At 63.0% G+C, this 15276-nt stretch carries 15 protein-coding genes; 8 read left to right on the plus strand and 7 right to left on the minus strand.

Going from position 1 to position 15276, the window contains the following annotated elements:
* Positions 1-43 precede the first annotated feature (43 nt).
* Positions 44-709 carry a TetR family transcriptional regulator gene (locus JQ574_RS27650; RefSeq protein WP_212206088.1) on the minus strand — a complete coding sequence of 222 codons (666 nt, stop codon included), beginning with the start codon at positions 707-709 and terminating at the stop codon, positions 44-46.
* A gap of 146 nt (positions 710-855) precedes the next feature.
* Here JQ574_RS27650 and JQ574_RS27655 point away from each other — a divergent pair, with 146 nt between their 5' ends.
* The 3 genes from JQ574_RS27655 to JQ574_RS27665 all read left to right on the plus strand — a co-directional run bounded on the left by JQ574_RS27655 (position 856) and on the right by JQ574_RS27665 (position 5136).
* Positions 856-2028: an acetyl-CoA C-acetyltransferase gene (locus tag JQ574_RS27655; protein WP_212206080.1), complete on the plus strand. Its 1173-nt coding sequence runs from the start codon at positions 856-858 to the stop codon at positions 2026-2028.
* Positions 2029-2238: 210 nt separating this feature from the next.
* Positions 2239-3777, plus strand: a complete 1539-nt coding sequence (locus tag JQ574_RS27660) for an acyl-CoA synthetase (RefSeq protein ID WP_212206077.1) — start codon at positions 2239-2241, stop codon at positions 3775-3777.
* A 204-nt stretch (positions 3778-3981) separates the two neighbouring features.
* Complete coding sequence (locus JQ574_RS27665; RefSeq protein ID WP_212384086.1) at positions 3982-5136, plus strand: alpha/beta hydrolase; 1155 nt, start codon at positions 3982-3984, stop codon at positions 5134-5136.
* 10 nt (positions 5137-5146) lie between these two features.
* Here the strand turns inward: JQ574_RS27665 and JQ574_RS27670 are convergent, their stop codons facing one another.
* Positions 5147-5713 (minus strand): GNAT family N-acetyltransferase, encoded by a 567-nt coding sequence (locus tag JQ574_RS27670; protein WP_212384087.1) that lies wholly within the window; start codon positions 5711-5713, stop codon positions 5147-5149.
* 186 nt (positions 5714-5899) lie between these two features.
* On the opposite strand from JQ574_RS27670, the gene JQ574_RS27675 reads away from it, so the two are divergent.
* Both JQ574_RS27675 and JQ574_RS27680 read left to right on the plus strand, forming a co-directional pair.
* The gene (locus tag JQ574_RS27675; RefSeq protein WP_212206071.1) at positions 5900-7372 is read left to right on the plus strand and encodes an amidase; all 1473 of its coding nucleotides are present in this window, start codon (positions 5900-5902) and stop codon (positions 7370-7372) included.
* A 124-nt stretch (positions 7373-7496) separates the two neighbouring features.
* Entirely contained in the window at positions 7497-7850 is a 354-nt protein-coding gene (locus JQ574_RS27680) for a nuclear transport factor 2 family protein (protein ID WP_212206069.1), read from the plus strand.
* A gap of 148 nt (positions 7851-7998) precedes the next feature.
* Here JQ574_RS27680 and JQ574_RS27685 read toward each other — a convergent pair whose 3' ends face one another.
* Both JQ574_RS27685 and JQ574_RS27690 read right to left on the minus strand, forming a co-directional pair.
* A complete protein-coding gene (locus tag JQ574_RS27685) occupies positions 7999-9087 on the minus strand; it encodes a Zn-dependent alcohol dehydrogenase (protein WP_192737061.1) in 1089 nt (362 codons plus the stop codon).
* Between the two features lie 48 nt (positions 9088-9135).
* Complete coding sequence (locus JQ574_RS27690) at positions 9136-10920, minus strand: acyl-CoA dehydrogenase family protein (RefSeq protein WP_212206067.1); 1785 nt, start codon at positions 10918-10920, stop codon at positions 9136-9138.
* A 187-nt stretch (positions 10921-11107) separates the two neighbouring features.
* Between JQ574_RS27690 and JQ574_RS27695 the strand changes: the two genes are divergently transcribed.
* Both JQ574_RS27695 and JQ574_RS27700 read left to right on the plus strand, forming a co-directional pair.
* Complete coding sequence (locus JQ574_RS27695; RefSeq protein WP_212206065.1) at positions 11108-11812, plus strand: SDR family NAD(P)-dependent oxidoreductase; 705 nt, start codon at positions 11108-11110, stop codon at positions 11810-11812.
* 122 nt (positions 11813-11934) lie between these two features.
* On the plus strand, positions 11935-12765 hold the full coding sequence (locus tag JQ574_RS27700; RefSeq protein ID WP_212206057.1) for an enoyl-CoA hydratase: 831 nt from the start codon (positions 11935-11937) through the stop codon (positions 12763-12765).
* Between the two features lie 23 nt (positions 12766-12788).
* On the opposite strand, the gene JQ574_RS27705 is transcribed toward JQ574_RS27700, so the two are convergent.
* From JQ574_RS27705 to JQ574_RS27715, 3 genes are all read right to left on the minus strand, one after another.
* Positions 12789-13175 carry a nuclear transport factor 2 family protein gene (locus JQ574_RS27705; protein ID WP_249119631.1) on the minus strand — a complete coding sequence of 129 codons (387 nt, stop codon included), beginning with the start codon at positions 13173-13175 and terminating at the stop codon, positions 12789-12791.
* A gap of 185 nt (positions 13176-13360) precedes the next feature.
* Positions 13361-13978 carry a GNAT family N-acetyltransferase gene (locus JQ574_RS27710; RefSeq protein WP_212206053.1) on the minus strand — a complete coding sequence of 206 codons (618 nt, stop codon included), beginning with the start codon at positions 13976-13978 and terminating at the stop codon, positions 13361-13363.
* 70 nt (positions 13979-14048) lie between these two features.
* Positions 14049-14252 (minus strand): DUF1127 domain-containing protein, encoded by a 204-nt coding sequence (locus tag JQ574_RS27715; protein WP_212206051.1) that lies wholly within the window; start codon positions 14250-14252, stop codon positions 14049-14051.
* 117 nt (positions 14253-14369) lie between these two features.
* Here JQ574_RS27715 and JQ574_RS27720 point away from each other — a divergent pair, with 117 nt between their 5' ends.
* Positions 14370-15269, plus strand: a complete 900-nt coding sequence (locus JQ574_RS27720) for a transcriptional regulator GcvA (RefSeq protein ID WP_212206049.1) — start codon at positions 14370-14372, stop codon at positions 15267-15269.
* The last annotated feature ends 7 nt before the right edge of the window (positions 15270-15276 follow it).

A 15276-nucleotide genomic window follows, 5' to 3' on the forward strand; every position in this document is an offset into this window, starting at 1 on the left:
CGAATGGCGAATGGCGAGTAGCGAATGGATGATGAACCATTCGCTATTCGCTATTCGCTACTCGCCCATTCAACATTCCGCCGCAGATCAGCGCTTCCATGTGCTTGATGTATTGGCGGCAGACTTCGTCGGTCACCGGACCGACGCCGGTCGCGCGCGACATCGCGTGGCGGCCGAAGAACAGGTGATCGCAGGCGCCGACCAGGCTGGTGTAAAACATCACGGGATCGATGTTGCGGAACTCGCCCGCCTTGATGCCTTCGGCGAGCAGCCGCCGCTGGAAATCCAGCAAGGGCGCGACGAAGAATTTTGAAACCTCGTCGGCCGCTTCCGTGCTGCTTTCATGCAGCAGATAGTGGATCAGCCGGTTCATGTACGGGAATTGGTAATAGGCGCGGATGATGCCGCCGATATGCAGCTTGAGTTTGGCGGTCGGCGAGATCGGCTGGCTGATCAGATATTCGAGCTGCGACATTTCGGTTGCGGCATCGCGCGCCAACAGCGCCAGCAACAGGCCGTCCTTGTTGCCGAAATGATATTTCACCAAAGCGGCGTTGACGCCGGATTTCTGTGCGATGTCTGACAGCGACACCTCGATCGAGGCGCGCTCGATCATCAACTCGCTTGCCGCCACGAGCAGCTTCTCGGCGGTGGAGTTTTTGCCGGCCGTAAGTTTGGTCGGTATGCTGGTATTCAACCCTGATGCCATCACTGCCTGCCGGAAATCCGGGCGCACATAAGCGCATGCCGCGGCTGCACTCAAGAGTTAATTGATTGATTGACTAAATCCCGGGCCGCCCCTTAAATCCGGCCATCATTCAATAGCCATCCAACAACAATTCAGGGAGAACAGACATGGCCGAGGCCTATATCGTTGCCACCGCTCGCACCGCCGGTGGCCGCAAGGGGGGACGTCTCGCAGGCTGGCATCCGGCCGATCTCGCCGCCTCGGTGCTGGATTCCCTGGTCGACCGCACCGGCGTCGATCCCGCGCAGATCGAAGACGTCATCATGGGCTGCGTGATGCAGGCCGGCGAACAGTCCAATAATATCGGCCGCAACGCCGTGATGGCTTCGAAGCTTCCCGAAAGCGTGCCCGCCACCTCGATCGACCGCCAGTGCGGCTCCTCGCAGCAGGCGCTGCATTTCGCTGCGCAAGCCGTGATGTCCGGCACCATGGATTGCGTGATCGCAGCCGGCGTGGAGTCGATGACGCGGGTGCCGATGGGCCTCGCCTCCTCGCTGCCGGCCAAGAACGGCTTTGGTCATTACAAGAGCCCGGGGATCGAGAAGCTCTACCCGAACATCATGTTCAGCCAGTTCACCGGCGCTGAAATGATGGCGGAGAAATACGGTCTGTCCAAGGATGAGCTCGATACCTATTCCTACAACAGCCACCAGCGCGCGATTGCGGCGACGCAAGCCGGCAAGTTCAAGGACGAGATCGTCTCGCTGCAGATCACCCGCGCCGACGGCTCGACCGACACCCACCATATCGACGAAGGCATCCGCTTCGACGCCAGCCTCGACGGCATCAAGGGCGTCAAGTTGATCGCCGAGAACGGCAAGCACACCGCCGCCAGCGCCAGCCAGATCTGCGACGGCGCCTCCGGCGTGATGGTCGTCAACGAAAAGGGCCTCAAATCGCTCGGCGTCAAGCCGCTGGCGCGGATCCATCACCTCACCATGATGGGCGGCGATCCCGTGATCATGCTGGACGCGCCCTTGCACGCCACCAAGCGCGCGCTGGAGAAGGCCGGCATGTCGGTTAACGACATCGACCTGTTCGAGGTCAACGAGGCCTTTGCCGCCGTGCCGGTGGCGTGGCTGAAGACCACGGGTGCCGATCCTGAGCGGCTCAACGTCAATGGCGGTGCCATCGCGCTCGGCCACCCCCTCGGCGGCTCCGGCACCAAGCTGATGACCACGCTGGTCAACGCGCTGAAGCAGCGGGGCAAGCGCTATGGCCTGCAGACCATGTGCGAAGGCGGCGGCATGGCGAACGTGACGATCGTGGAGCGGCTGTAAGCTGTAGCCGCTGGCTGCAGATGTTGCGAATAAAAATGGTGTCGTCCCGGCCTTGAGCCGGGACCCATAACCACAGCACTTTGTGGTTATGCCGGGCTGGAGCTCCAGCCGATTTCAATAACTCAATTCGGTGGTAATGGGTCCCGGCTCCTGATGCGCAATTGCGCATTTGGGCCGGGACGACACCGGTGATTGTTTCAGGATTCTTCCATGACCCACCCGTCGATCTACGCCCGCACGCATCCGAACAAGATCGCCTACCAGATGACGGGCACCGGAAAAGCAATCACCTATCGCGAGCTTGACGAACTCTCGAACCAGGGCGCGCATCTGTTCCGCTCGCTGGGCCTGAAGGCCGGCGACCACATCGCGTTCCTGATGGAGAACCGTCTGGCGTTCATGGAGATCTGCTGGGCGGCGCAACGCGCCGGGCTCTATTACACCGCGATCAGCCGCTACCTGACGGAAGACGAGATCGCTTACATCATCAAGGATTGCGGCGCCAAGGTCTTCATCACCACGCCGAAATGCGCCGAGAAGGTGCAAGGCCTGATCAAGGGCGAGCCGGGCGAACCGCTGTTCTTCATGGTCGACGAGCCCCAGGAAGGTTTCCGCTCCTGGGACAAGGAAGCGATTGCGCAACCGACGACGCCAATCGCGGACGAGGTTGCCGGCTACGACATGCTGTATTCGTCGGGCACGACCGGACGGCCGAAAGGCATCAAGAAGGCGTTCGAGGGCAACAGGATCGACGTGCCCAACCAGTTCCTGAAAGTCCTCTGCGGCGACATGTGCGGCATGAACGCTGACAGCATCTACCTGTCGCCGGCACCGCTCTATCACGCGGCACCGCTGCGCTTCAACATGATGGCGACCATCCTCGGCGGCACCTCCATCATCATGGAGTCCTTCGACGCCGAGGAATTTTTGAAACTGGTCGAAAAATACAAGGCCACCCAGTCGCAGCTGGTGCCCACCATGTTCGTGCGCATGCTGAAGCTGCCGGAGGAGGTGCGCGCGCGCTACGACGTTTCGACGTTGAAGGGCGCGATCCACGCCGCCGCGCCCTGCCCGGTCGATGTGAAAGCCAAGATGATCGAATGGTGGGGACCGATCCTGATCGAGTATTACGCGGGCTCCGAGGGCAACGGCGTCACCGTATCGAACTCGCAGCAATGGCTGAGCCATCGCGGCACCGTCGGCCGCGCCGTGGTTGGCAAGGTCAAGATTCTGGACGAGAACGACCAGGAAGCGCCCACCGGGCAGATCGGCACGGTGTACTTTGCGGATGCGCCTGTGTTCGCCTATCACAACGATCCCGAGAAGACGAAACGCGCCTACAACGAGCGCGGCTGGTCGACGCTCGGCGACGTCGGCTATCTCGACGACGAGGGCTTTCTCTACCTCACCGACCGCAAGAGCTACATGATCATTTCAGGCGGCGTGAACATCTACCCGCAGGAGACCGAGGACGTGCTGATCACCCATCCCGGTGTGGCCGACGTCGCGGTGTTCGGCGTGCCGAACGAGGAAATGGGCGAAGAGGTCAAAGCGGTGGTGCAGCCGCATGACATGGCCAAAGCCGGCAAGGAGCTCGAGGCCGAGCTGATCCTGTTCTGCCGCAAGCATTTGTCGCCGATCAAATGCCCGAAGAGCATCGATTTCGAGGCCGAACTGCCGCGCACGCCGACCGGCAAGCTGGTGAAGCGGCATCTGCGGGACCGGTATTGGCCGAAGCCGAAGGGGTAGGCTTCCTTCCCTTCTCCCCTTGTGGGAGAAGGTGGCATAGGCGGCCTTTCGGCCGCCGTTCTAAGAACGCCGATGCTTTGCATCGGCTATGGCGCCGGATGAGGGGTCTCTATCCGCGGAGACAGACCCCTCACCCGTCCGCGATGCTTCCGCATCGCGTCCACCCTCTCCCACAAGGGGAGAGGGGAAGAAAGGCGAGAACCCATGGCTGATCTCCCCGACATCCCGCTCCCCTCCGGCATCCGCTCGCGTTACGTCGACGGTATCAACGGGCTGCGCATGCACGTGCTCGAAGCCGGCTTTGAGACCCGCGGCCGGCCCTGCGTGCTGCTGCTGCACGGCTTTCCCGAGCTCGCGTTCAGCTGGCGCAAGGTGATGCCGCAGCTGGCGACTGCCGGCTATCACGTGATCGCGCCGGACCAGCGCGGCTATGGCCGCACCACGGGGTGGGATGCCAATTACGACGGCGATCTCGCCTCGTTCCGGCTGACCAACCTGGTGCGCGACGCGCTCGGGCTGGTGTCGGCGTTCGGCTACAAAAGCGTCGATGCCGTGATCGGGCATGATTTCGGCTCGTCGGTCGCGGCCTGGTGCGCGCTGCTGCGGCCGGATGTGTTCCGGTCGGTCGCGCTGATGAGCGCACCGTTCGCAGGGCCGCCGGCGCTGCCGTTCAACACCGCGGATGCACCGGCCAAGCCGGCCGCGGAAGACCCCATCCATCGCGAGTTGGCGGCGCTGCCGAGGCCGCGCAAACATTACCAGTGGTACTATTCGACGCGCGAGGCCAACGCCAACATGCATCACGCGCCGCAGGGCGTGCATGATTTCCTGCGCGCCTACTACCATCACAAGAGCGCGGACTGGAAAGACAACGCGCCCTATCCGCTGAAATCATGGACGGCGGCCGAAATCGCCAAACTGCCGACCTATTATGTGATGGATTTTGTAAAGGACATGGCCGCGACCGTCGCCGAGGAAATGCCCTCTGCCGCCGCCATCGCCGCGAACACATGGCTGCCGGACAGCGAACTCTCGTTCTACAGCGCCGAATATACCCGCACCGGTTTTCAGGGCGGCTTGCAATGGTATCGCTGCGGCACGTCCGGCGCGTTTCTGCCTGAATTGCAGACCTGGTCGGGCCGCACCATCGACGTGCCCTCGGCCTTCATCTCGGGCAAGCAGGATTGGGGCACCTACCAGCGCCCCGGCGTGTTCGAGGCTATGCAGTCAAAAGCCTGCACCAACATGATCGGCTGTCATCTCGTCGATGGCGCCGGCCATTGGGTACAGCAGGAACAGTCAGCAGAAGTCAGCCGGCTGCTGCTGCAGTTTTTGGAAAAGGCCAAATCTGCGCGCTAGGGTTGGCGGCTCATCTCGGATTCGCGGCATCCGCCGCGATCCGGCCGAACATTCGAAAGTCATGAAACGCACCCTTGAACCAGGCTTTTTGCCGCATGGTGCCTTCATACTGAAAGCCTGACTTTTCCAGCACGCGGTCGGACGCGGCGTTGCCGGGCAACGTCCAGGCATCGATGCGATTGAGCCTGAACGTCTGATGTCCGTACGCCACCACGGCCCGCACCGCCTCCGTCATCAGGCCCTTGCCCCAATAGTCCGGATGCAGCTCGTAGCCGATCTGGCCGCACCGCCATTTCTTCTCGATGCTGTTGAAGCGGATCGCACCGGCCAGTGCCCTTGTGCCGCTGATCTCGATGATCCAGCCACAACCCTTGCCGGAGCCGTGGAGCCTGGACATCCAGCGCACGGACCGTTCGACTTGCGCCGTGGATGGTGCATCGGGCCAGTTGGAAAAACGCGTTACATCGGGAACCGACATCAGCGCCCGAACCGCTGGAACATCCTTTGGAGTCGCAGCCCGCAACGTCAGCCGCTTGGTGGACAGCGCGGGAAACTTTCGGTTCGCGGTCGGTGGCATGGATTCCTCGCCGTTTGATTTTTCTTCGGGAATTCAAGACGTGTTGATCGAGACTACAGCGCGAGCGGGGCGCTCGCCACCAGTTGCCAACAGAACCACCCCGCCGATGTACAGCTATTGCTCTTGCGGCGCCCCGCCAAACTGAGCATCATCCGCGCCGCCTCAAGAACAGACCGGGAGCAAGCCTTGGCCAAGTCGCAATGGAGTTTCAAGACCGCCGTCGAACTGTCGGCAGCGCTCGCTGCGAAAAAAGTTTCCGCCGTCGAGCTGGCGCAGGACGCGATCGGCCGCATCGAGCGGCACGATGCCAAGATAAACGCGATCTGCGTGCGCGATTTCGACAGCGGCCTCGCCGCTGCGCGTGCCGCCGATGCGGAACTGGCGCGCGGCGTCAGCAAGCCGCTGCTCGGCATCCCCATGACAGTGAAGGAATCCTTCAATGTCGCGGGCCTGCCCACGACCTGGGGCAATCCGGCACAGAAGGACTTCAAGCCAACCGAAGACGCGCTGCCTATTTCCCGCGTCAAGGCTGCCGGCGGCGTGATCCTCGGCAAGACCAACGTGCCGGTCGGGCTCGCCGACTGGCAGAGCTACAACGACATCTACGGCACGACAAACAATCCGTTCGATCTCGGCCGCACGCCGGGCGGCTCGTCCGGCGGATCGGCGGCGGCGCTCGCGGCCGGCTACGGCGCGCTGTCGCTCGGCTCCGACATCGGCGGCTCCTTGCGCGTGCCGGCCTTTCACTGCGGCATCTATGCGCACAAGCCGACCTTCGACCTCGTGGCCATGCGCGGCCACACACCGCCGCCCTTGCCGCCGCTGCCGTCCAATCGCGATCTATCCGTGATCGGACCGATGGCTCGCGGCGCGGCCGATCTCTCGCTGCTGCTCGATGTGATGGCCGGCCCCGACCCGCTCGACGCCGGCAAGGGTTACAGACTGGAACTACCAGCGGCGCGCCACACCGCGTTGAAGGATTTCCGCGTGCTGCTGATCGACACCGATCCGTTGATGCCGACCGACAAGGTGGTGCGCGGAACGCTGGAAACACTTGCCGCCAATCTCGCCAAGGCCGGCGTCAGTGTCGAGCGGCAAAGCCGGCTGCTGCCCGACTTCTCCGCATCGAGCCGGCTCTATATGCGGATGCTGCTGTCGTTCCTCGCGGCGTCCTTTGCGCCCGAGGTCTATGCCGACGCGCAAGCCGCCGCGGCCTCACTTCCAGCGGACGATATGAGCCTTGGCGCCGAGCGCCTGCGCGGCATCGCGCTCAGCCATCGCGACTGGCTGATGGCCGACGGCGGGCGCGTACGTCTGCGGGCGCAATGGCGCGAGCTGTTCAAGACGTTTGACGCCGTGATCTGCCCGATCATGCCGACGCCGGCCTATCCGCACGATCACTCGGCCGACCAGGAACAACGGCGCATCAGGATCGACGGCAGGGATTACGTCTATCCGGATCAGCTCGCCTGGCCCGGCATCGCCACCCTGCCCGGCCTGCCCTCCACCGCGATCCCGACCGGCTTCGCGCCGGATGGATTGCCGATCGGCGTGCAGATCGTCGGCCCCTGGCTGGAGGACCGCACACCCTTGAGGCTCGCCGAGCTGATCGAGCGCGAATTCGGCGGGTTCAAGCCGCCGCCGATGTTGGATGATTGAAGGGCTAGCAACGGCAACACCGTCATTGCGAGCGTAGCGACGCAATCCATCGTGCCGCAAAGGAAGCATAGATTGCTTCGTCGCTTCGCTCCTCGCAATGACGGAATGAAATAGGGGAGACCCCATGAGTAACGACATCGAACAACTCACCACGCTGAACCGCGACTATATCGACTCGGTGCAGAACAGCGACGTCAAACGCTTCGATCAGATTCTGGCGCCGGATTTCTACTGCTCCAATCCCGACAAGTCGCTGGTCGACCGATCGGGCTTCCTCAAGCAGACCGCCGTTCCGGTGACGATCCGGAATCTGCGGGCCGAAGACGTCAAAATCCGCGTGCTCGGCGACTTCGCGATCATCCACGCTGCGACGCGTTATACGACGGCGGACGGGCACGAAGCGCAAGGACGGTATACCGATTGCTGGGCGAAGCAGAACGGGAAATGGCTGGCCGTATCAGCGCATGTGTCGCGGTAGGTGCCAAAACCGCAGGCGTCGTCCCGGCCTTGAGCCGGGACCCATAACCACCAGCGGCAATTGCTTTTGCACGCTGGTCGTTATCTTCCTTGCTTAGCCACGTCCGCCGCGGCGTATGGGTCCCGGCTCAAGGCCGGGACGACGGATGCTACGCATCGAACATGATCACGCTTCGAACCGTCTTCCCCGCCTTCATGTTGGCAAAGCCCTCGTTGATCTCGCTCAGTTTCAGCTTGGCCGAAATCCAGTCTTCCAAATGCAGCTTGCCGCGCATGTAGAATTCGACCAGGCGGGGCATGTCGACGCGGAAATGGTTGGAGCCCATCGAGGAGCCCTGGATTCTGCGCTCGCGCAGGAAGTCGAAGCCGTGCAGCTCGATCTTCTGGCCGAACGGGATCATGCCGACGATGGTCGCGGTGCCGCCGGCGGCCAGCATCGCGAACGACTGCTCCGCGGTCTCCTTGCGGCCCAGCACTTCGAAGGAATGGTTGACGCCGCCCTTGGTGAGTTCGCGTACCTGCTGCACGACGTCGCCATTGCGGGGATCGACGATGTCGGTGGCGCCGAGCTTGGTCGCCAGCTGCAGCTTCGCCGGATTGGTGTCGATGGCGATGATGCGGCCGGCGCCGGCGATCGCAGCGCCGTTAATCGCGGCCATGCCGACGCCGCCGCAGCCGATCACCGCGACCGTTTCGCCAGCGGTGACTTTGGCCGTGTTCACGACCGCGCCGTAACCGGTGATGACACCGCAGCCGATCAGCGCGGCCAGTTCGAGCGGCATGTCGTTGCGGATTTTGACGATGGCGTTTTCGTGCACCAGCATCTGCTCGGCGAACGAAGACAGATTGAGGAACTGGTTGAGTTTCTCCGAGCGCGCCCAGGACAGCCGGTTGGACACGCCCGGCAGCATTTTTACCGTCGTGTCGGTGCAGAGCACGGTGCGGCCGGTGGTGCAATTGTCGCAAGTGCCGCAGAACACCGACAGGCAGGTCACGACGTGATCGCCGGGTTTCACATAGGTGACGTCGGAGCCGACCTTTTCCACCACGCCGGCCGATTCATGACCGAGCACCGCGGGCAGCGGATGCGGATAAAGCCCTTCCATGAAATGCAAATCAGAGTGACAGAGGCCGGCGACGCGCGTGCGGATCAAGACTTCGCGCGGACCAGGATTCGGTACGCTGACATCCTCGATCACGAGCGGCTGATTGACTTCATGCAGGACGGCGGCCTTCATCGGGTACTCCCTTGATTGTTATTCTTGAATATCAGCGTGGACGGAAGCCTACGCTGCGGTGAGCAATTCGCCAACCTCGGCCATCCCAACCGCGCGCTCGTCCAGGAGATGCGCCGTGATCGCGCGCTGCGTGGTATTTTCCGCCAAGCGGAACGGATCCGACGCAGAGACCCGGTGATCGATCACCATGCGCGAAAGCAGCAGCCGCTTCGCATCGCCGCGCATCTCATGGATGCGGCCGCCCTCCCATGCCAAGGCCACGGCGCTGGCGACATGATAAAGCAGGCTGGTGGCACGCCGCGCATCGCCCTCATTGTCGGATTTGCTGGCGACCTCGCGCGCAAAGCCGATGGCCCGGTCAGTCAGTTCACGCAGCCGATCACGCCAGACCTGCGGCACATTGGCGCTGTCGTCGAGGCGGGCCTGCAGATCGGCTGATAGCGCTGCGTCCGCGCCGTGACGGCCGACCGCGCGTTTCAGCGCGTCGATCGCTACGATGTTGCCGGTGCCTTCCCAGATCGAACCGAGATGCGCATCGCGCAACAGCCGCGCGGTCGCGAATTCCTCAATGTAGCCGATACCGCCGCGCATCTCCAAGGCATCGCCGCAAACCTTGCGGGCGTCGCGGGTGGCACGGAATTTCAGCGTCGGCGTCAGGATGCGCAGTAACGCCGCGGCGTCCTGGCTACCGGCCTCGGCGCGATCAAGCGCGTCAGCGGTGAGGAAGCTCATCGAGAGCGCCTGCTCGGTCGGCAGCATGATCTTCATCAGCTGCCGCCGCGCCAGCGGCAGGTCGATGATGCGCTGGCCGAACACCACGCGATTTCGCGCCACCGTCATCGCGTCATGGTAAGCGCGCCGCATCAGCGCGGTGGATTTGACGCCGTTGGAAAGCCGCGAGGAATTGACCATCTCGGCCATTTGCACAAAGCCGCGATCGAGCTTGCCGACGGCATAGGCAATCGCGCCCTCCAGCTTGATCTCGCCAGAAGCCATCGAGCGGGTGCCGAGCTTGTCCTTCAGACGGACGATCCGGTAGTGGTTTTGCGACCCATCCTCAAGCCGCCGCGGCATCAGGAACAGGCCGACGCCACGCGTGCCGGGCCCTGCGCCTTCCGGGCGCGCCAGCAGCATCACCACTTCGGCGTCGGCATTGGAGCAGAACCATTTTTCGCCATGCAGCCGCCAGTGATCGCCCTCCTGCACGGCCGTCGTGGTCAGCGTGCCGACGTCGGAACCGCCTTCCTTCTCGGTCATGAACTGGCCGCCCTGGGTCAGCTTGCTCATGTCGGTTTGCGTCAGGCCGTCGAGATACTTTGCTTTCAGCGCCTCGCTGCCGAAATGATTCAACAGCTTGGCGCAGCCGTCGGTGACGTTGATCGGGCAGCCCAACCCAAACTCGGCCTGATTGAACAGGAACGTAAAGGCGTGCTTGGCGACGACGGGATATTTGTCCGGCCATCCCATGATGCCCTTGCGGATCGACAGCGCGTGAATGCCGAACTCGCCGAACGCGGCCTTCTCCAACTCGCGATAGGCCGGATGATATTCGATATACTGGGAATCGCGGCCAAAGCGGTCGCGCTGATGCAGCACCGGCGTGTGCCGATCAGCCAGCCGTGCGCATTCGTCGAGGTGACCGCCGGCGAGTTCGCCAAGCCGGTCGAGATGCGGTTCGATGTGGCGGAACAACGCCTCCGGCAGATGCAGCCGCAACAGATCCGTCAGCGCCGGATCGGCCCGGTAGAAGTTCATGCCGGATGTGTCCGGCGCAAGCAATCCCGGCTTATCGGCCGCGGCCGTGCTGCGATCGTGCGTGAGAGGCTGCTGCATATTTATCTCTTGTTCGTTCCGCCCGATATTGATCATCTACCGATAACGCCGGCGATCAAGCCGTCAACAAGCATAATTGGAGGGGCACCCCATGGCGGACGGGTATCAGCCTCGCCATGACCTGACGGGTTGTCTGGCGGCATTACGCTCCTAAATACCTGCTCCCGGTCATTTCTGGAGAGCCGCCATGCCGACCCCGCCAACCTACAAGACCGCCCTGATCGTCGGCGCCGGCGAAGGACTGAGCGCATCGCTGGCGCGATTGTTCGCCAGGGAGAAAATCCGCGTCGCGCTGGCTGCCCGCAAAATCGAAAAGCTTGGTGCGCTCTGCACCGAAACCGGCGCCCGGGCCTATGCCTGCGACGCCACCAATGCCGACGACGTCGAGCGGTTGTTCGGCCAGGTCGAGCGCGAGATCGCAGCACCCGATCTCGTCGTCTATAACGCCAGCGGCCGGGCACGCGGCCCCTTTACCGAGCTGGTACCGGCCGACGTCGCCAACGCGATCGCGGTCAGCGCCTTCGGTGGTTTTCTCGTGGCGCAGCAGGCGGTGACGCGCATGCTGCCGAACAAACACGGCGCAATCCTGTTCACCGGCGCCTCCGCCAGCGTCAAGGGCTATCCGCAATCGGCGCCGTTCGCGATGGGCAAGTTCGCTTTGCGCGGCCTTGCCCAGAGCATGGCACGCGAATTGTCGCCGCAGGGCATTCACGTCGCGCATTTCGTCATCGACGGCGGCATCCGCAGCGCCGCGCGCGCCGAGCCCGCCGATCGGCCTGATTCGATGCTCGACCCTGACGCCATTGCGTTGAGTTACTGGAACGTGCTGCAACAGCCGCGCAGCGCCTGGACCTGGGAGCTGGAATTGCGGCCGTGGGTGGAGAAGTTTTAGGGAATGCGTAGGGTGGGCAAAGGCGCGCTTGCGCCGTGCCCACCATCTATCGCCGGAATGAGCGTCAATGGTGGGCACGCTTCGCTTTGCCCACCCTACGAAGAACAATAACTGGGGGAATCATGGCCACTGAAACCACCGTCGACACCGGCACCAATGAATTGCTGTGCGTGATCCGCGACCGCGTCGCCATCATCACGCTGAACCGCCCCGAGGCGCGCAACGCGATGTCGGATCATCTGACGCCGGCGCTGCGCAACATGATCAAGACCTGCGGCGAGAATCCCGAAGTCGGCGCGCTGCTGCTCACCGGCGCCGGCACGGCGTTCTGCGCCGGCGGCAACGTCAAGGGCATGGGCGCCAACCGCGACAAAAAGAAGCTCGAGATGTCGCATGACGAGCGGGTCGCCGATCTGCAGGAACGGCAGCGCCTGCTGACCGGCGCCCTGGTCTCGGTGCGCAAACCGACCATTGCGGCCTTGCCCGGCCCCGCGGTCGGCGCCGGGCTTGCGCTGGCGATGGCCTGCGACATCCGTATCGCCGCGCAATCGGCGTTCCTGTCCACCGGCTATCTCAAGGTTGGGCTGAGCGGCGATTATGGCATCGCCTGGCTGCTGACGCGCCTCGTCGGCACCTCGCGCGCCCGCGAGTTGATGTTCACCTGCGAGCGCGTCGATGCCGCCAGGTGCGAAACGATCGGCCTCGTCAACCGCGTGGTGCCGGACGACAGGCTGCAGGCCGAAGCCTTTGCACTCGCCAAATCGATCGCGGAAGGTCCGACGATCGCGATCCGCTATATGAAGGACAATCTCGACGAAGCCCTGATGTTCGATTTCGCCACCGCGCGCGATCATGAAGCCGAACGCATGATCCGCACCCAGGTGACGGCGGATCACAAGGAAGCGGTGCAGGCCTTCATCGAGAAGCGCAAGCCGGTGTTCAGGGGCGGTTAAGGGGCTAACTTATCGGGTTTTCGTCAAACAGCCGCGCCACCATCACCGAATCCAGGTAGGCGCGCACGCGCACGATTCTGTCGTTCTTGAAATAAGCAGACCCAGCAATAGTGGTTGTCGAAGCGAAAACCGTTCCTGGCGGTCGCTTCCGAATGCAACTCCACAATCGCGACATCGTCATTCACGATCAGATTGTCGACGTGCAATTGCGCGCCATTGGGCAACACCTTGCCGAGTTTCGCAAAGGTCCCGGCGATGAAATCGGCCTTTGATGTGTAGTGGCCGGCGAGCGGATGCGTGCCCATCACGATCCAGTCGACATCGTCGGTGACATGGCCAAAGAATGCTGCGCCGTCGCCGTGTTCGAGGCCGGCAAAGATTTTCCGCACGAATTCAGCATCGACTGACATACGCCGCTCTCCGCTCGGTGGGGCTAGGCTAAACGGGGCTGGCGCGGTTTTCAATCGAAGGAGCTCGCGGCCGGGCGCGAGGTTTCGACGTCGACCGACTGGAGTGAGGAGGCTGCGTGAATGCGGCGGAAGCCGAGGCATAAAAATAGCCCGGTTCTGGTCAGCCAGAACCGGGCCTAGTTTCGTCAAACCGCAACCGAGGACATAGTGGCCTGGCGGGAGAGGGCGGCGAGCCGCCAGCTTGCACAGGGGATGTCTTGCGGTTCGACGTCGATATTCTTTGCGAAGCGCACCAGTTTCCAATCGCCGGGGGTCGGCATGAAGTCGTAGCCGGATTTGCGGGCGAGGCCGATCATGGCCTCGTTGGAACGCAGGGTGTCGCCGAACAGACTGTCAGCGCCGAACGAGGCGGCGCGGCATTCGAGATTTTTCAACAGCGCCTTGCCGATGCCATGGCCCTGCCAGCGGTCGTCGACCGACAGGCCGAATTCGATGCTGCCGTTCTCGAACGCGTAGCGGGCTTCGCCGACGATGATCTCATGGCCGTCGACCAGCATGGTCGCGACCACGCTGAAGCGGTCGGCCTCGCCGATATGGATGAAATCCTCGAGCACCGACGGCGGCAGTTCGCTGATGGCGCCGAGGAAGCGGTTGTAGCGGGAGCGGATAGTCAGCGCGCGGAAATAGCTTTGCAATGCCTCGGCATCGCGCGGCTCGACGAAACGCACGCTCAGCGCCTCGCCGCTGCGCGCGCGCAGCACGTCCGAATATTGCCTGAGATCGTCGAAACGCATCGTCGTCATCGCACGCTCCCATTGCTCCCGAAAGAATGGCCGGCGTCCCCCTGATGAGGCGACGCCGGCCTGGCTGCCTTTAGGCCCGCCAGAATGGTTTCGAGGCTTCGTAGATGGCATCGCCGTGGGAGACGCCGATGTCGTGGAGTTCCCGGTCCGACCAGTTGGCCAGTTCCCGGCGAGCCGCCGAGCGCTGCCGCCAGACATGGAAGAGTTCGGCGACCTGGCTGAAAAGGCTCTGTCCATGATGATTTATCATCGATTCATGCGTGAAAGTAGACATTTGAAGCTCCTATCTCTAATCTGTTGTCGCTAATATCTGCGCTCCAGAGGCCTTTCACAAACGACACTTTGTACCGTTTCGGATGATAAAAACTCATATATTGGGGAAGTGCTGGAAATGACCGCCAGGCTGCCGTCGCTGAATGGGTTGCGCGCCTTCGAGGCTGCCGCCCGGCATCTGAGCTTCACGCAGGCCGCGGCCGAGCTGAACGTCACGCAGACCGCGATCAGCCATCAGATCAAGCGGCTGGAAGAAGAGCTCGGCGTCCGCCTGTTCGTGCGCCAGAACCGGGCGCTGACGCTGACGCCGCAGGCGGTCGATTACCTGCCCGGCATCCGCGCCGCCTTCAACGACCTGCGGCTCGCCACCGATCGGCTGCTGCGAAAGGACGACGACCAAGTGCTGACGGTCTCGACGCTGGCCTCGCTTGCCGCCAAATGGCTGCTGCCGCGCCTTGCCGCGTTCCAGGAAGCCCATCCCGGGATCGACGTGCGCATCACCACCTCGACCAATCTGGTCGACTTCCAGCGCGACAATGTCGATGCCGCGATCCGCTATGGCCGCGGCCAGTGGGCGGGGTTGCGCGCCGACTGGCTGATGGCGGACGAGCTGTTTCCGGTGTGCAGCCCAAATCTCTTGAAGGGCAGCAAGCCGCTGAAATGCCCCGAAGACCTCCGCGACCACGTGCTGCTGCACACCAGCAACTTCAACAGCGACGACTGGCGGCTGTGGCTGACAGCGGCCGGCCTGCCGGCGGACTTTTCCAAACAGCCGGGCGTGACCTTCGATCTCATCTTCATGACGGTGCAGGCCGCGATCGACGGCCTCGGCGTCGCGATGGGCCGCTCGGCCTATGTCGAGGACGACATCGCCAAGGGGCGCCTCGTCGTGCCCTTCAAGATCACGCTGCCGACCGACGCCGGATTCTATCTGGTCTCGCCCGCGGGACGAACCGACCCGCCGAAACTCTCGGCGTTCCGGCAATGGCTGGTTGCCTCGGTACAGAACAAGCCCTGAGAGACCG

This window comes from Bradyrhizobium sp. AUGA SZCCT0158 (assembly GCF_018130065.1).
In the GTDB taxonomy this organism is placed as follows: domain Bacteria; phylum Pseudomonadota; class Alphaproteobacteria; order Rhizobiales; family Xanthobacteraceae; genus Bradyrhizobium.

What these genes read in the sequence shown, in the direction of transcription:
- JQ574_RS27650 (WP_212206088.1), bottom strand. Translation starts at nt 709, where the DNA reads ATGGCATCAGGGTTGAATACCAGCATACCGACCAAACTTACGGCCGGC.
- JQ574_RS27655 (WP_212206080.1), top strand. Translation starts at nt 856, where the DNA reads ATGGCCGAGGCCTATATCGTTGCCACCGCTCGCACCGCCGGTGGCCGC.
- JQ574_RS27660 (WP_212206077.1), top strand. Translation starts at nt 2,239, where the DNA reads ATGACCCACCCGTCGATCTACGCCCGCACGCATCCGAACAAGATCGCC.
- JQ574_RS27665 (WP_212384086.1), top strand. Translation starts at nt 3,982, where the DNA reads ATGGCTGATCTCCCCGACATCCCGCTCCCCTCCGGCATCCGCTCGCGT.
- JQ574_RS27670 (WP_212384087.1), bottom strand. Translation starts at nt 5,713, where the DNA reads ATGCCACCGACCGCGAACCGAAAGTTTCCCGCGCTGTCCACCAAGCGG.
- JQ574_RS27680 (WP_212206069.1), top strand. Translation starts at nt 7,497, where the DNA reads ATGAGTAACGACATCGAACAACTCACCACGCTGAACCGCGACTATATC.
- JQ574_RS27685 (WP_192737061.1), bottom strand. Translation starts at nt 9,087, where the DNA reads ATGAAGGCCGCCGTCCTGCATGAAGTCAATCAGCCGCTCGTGATCGAG.
- JQ574_RS27690 (WP_212206067.1), bottom strand. Translation starts at nt 10,920, where the DNA reads ATGCAGCAGCCTCTCACGCACGATCGCAGCACGGCCGCGGCCGATAAG.
- JQ574_RS27695 (WP_212206065.1), top strand. Translation starts at nt 11,108, where the DNA reads ATGCCGACCCCGCCAACCTACAAGACCGCCCTGATCGTCGGCGCCGGC.
- JQ574_RS27700 (WP_212206057.1), top strand. Translation starts at nt 11,935, where the DNA reads ATGGCCACTGAAACCACCGTCGACACCGGCACCAATGAATTGCTGTGC.
- JQ574_RS27705 (WP_249119631.1), bottom strand. Translation starts at nt 13,175, where the DNA reads ATGTCAGTCGATGCTGAATTCGTGCGGAAAATCTTTGCCGGCCTCGAA.
- JQ574_RS27710 (WP_212206053.1), bottom strand. Translation starts at nt 13,978, where the DNA reads ATGACGACGATGCGTTTCGACGATCTCAGGCAATATTCGGACGTGCTG.
- JQ574_RS27715 (WP_212206051.1), bottom strand. Translation starts at nt 14,252, where the DNA reads ATGTCTACTTTCACGCATGAATCGATGATAAATCATCATGGACAGAGC.
- JQ574_RS27720 (WP_212206049.1), top strand. Translation starts at nt 14,370, where the DNA reads ATGACCGCCAGGCTGCCGTCGCTGAATGGGTTGCGCGCCTTCGAGGCT.